Raw genomic sequence first — 231 nt, forward strand, 5'->3', positions numbered from 1 at the left:
GTCTTATTGATGATGTCAGCGCACTGCTGCTGCGTTTCGGGATTGTGACACGAATTCGTCATGTAATATCGGGAGAAGGGGGAGGATGGTATACCGCAGATGTATCTGGAAGTGATCAACAGCAGCGCTTTGCACAGCGAATTGGAGCGTTTGGGCATCAGGAGGCAGCGCTAGAGCCGCTTAAAGTGGCGGCTGTCGTGGCTAACACTAATATCGACACTTTGCCTCAAG

Annotated in this window: 1 protein-coding gene; it reads left to right on the forward strand. The window is 51.5% G+C overall.

What is annotated here, in order from left to right; genetic code table 11:
• Positions 1–44 precede the first annotated feature (44 nt).
• The coding region (locus SB773_RS34970; RefSeq protein ID WP_410595179.1) for a hypothetical protein at positions 45–231 on the forward strand (187 nt) is incomplete at its 3' end.

The organism is Bacillus sp. SIMBA_074 (genome assembly GCF_046534555.1).
Classification (GTDB): domain Bacteria; phylum Bacillota; class Bacilli; order Bacillales; family Bacillaceae_G; genus Bacillus_A; species Bacillus_A mycoides.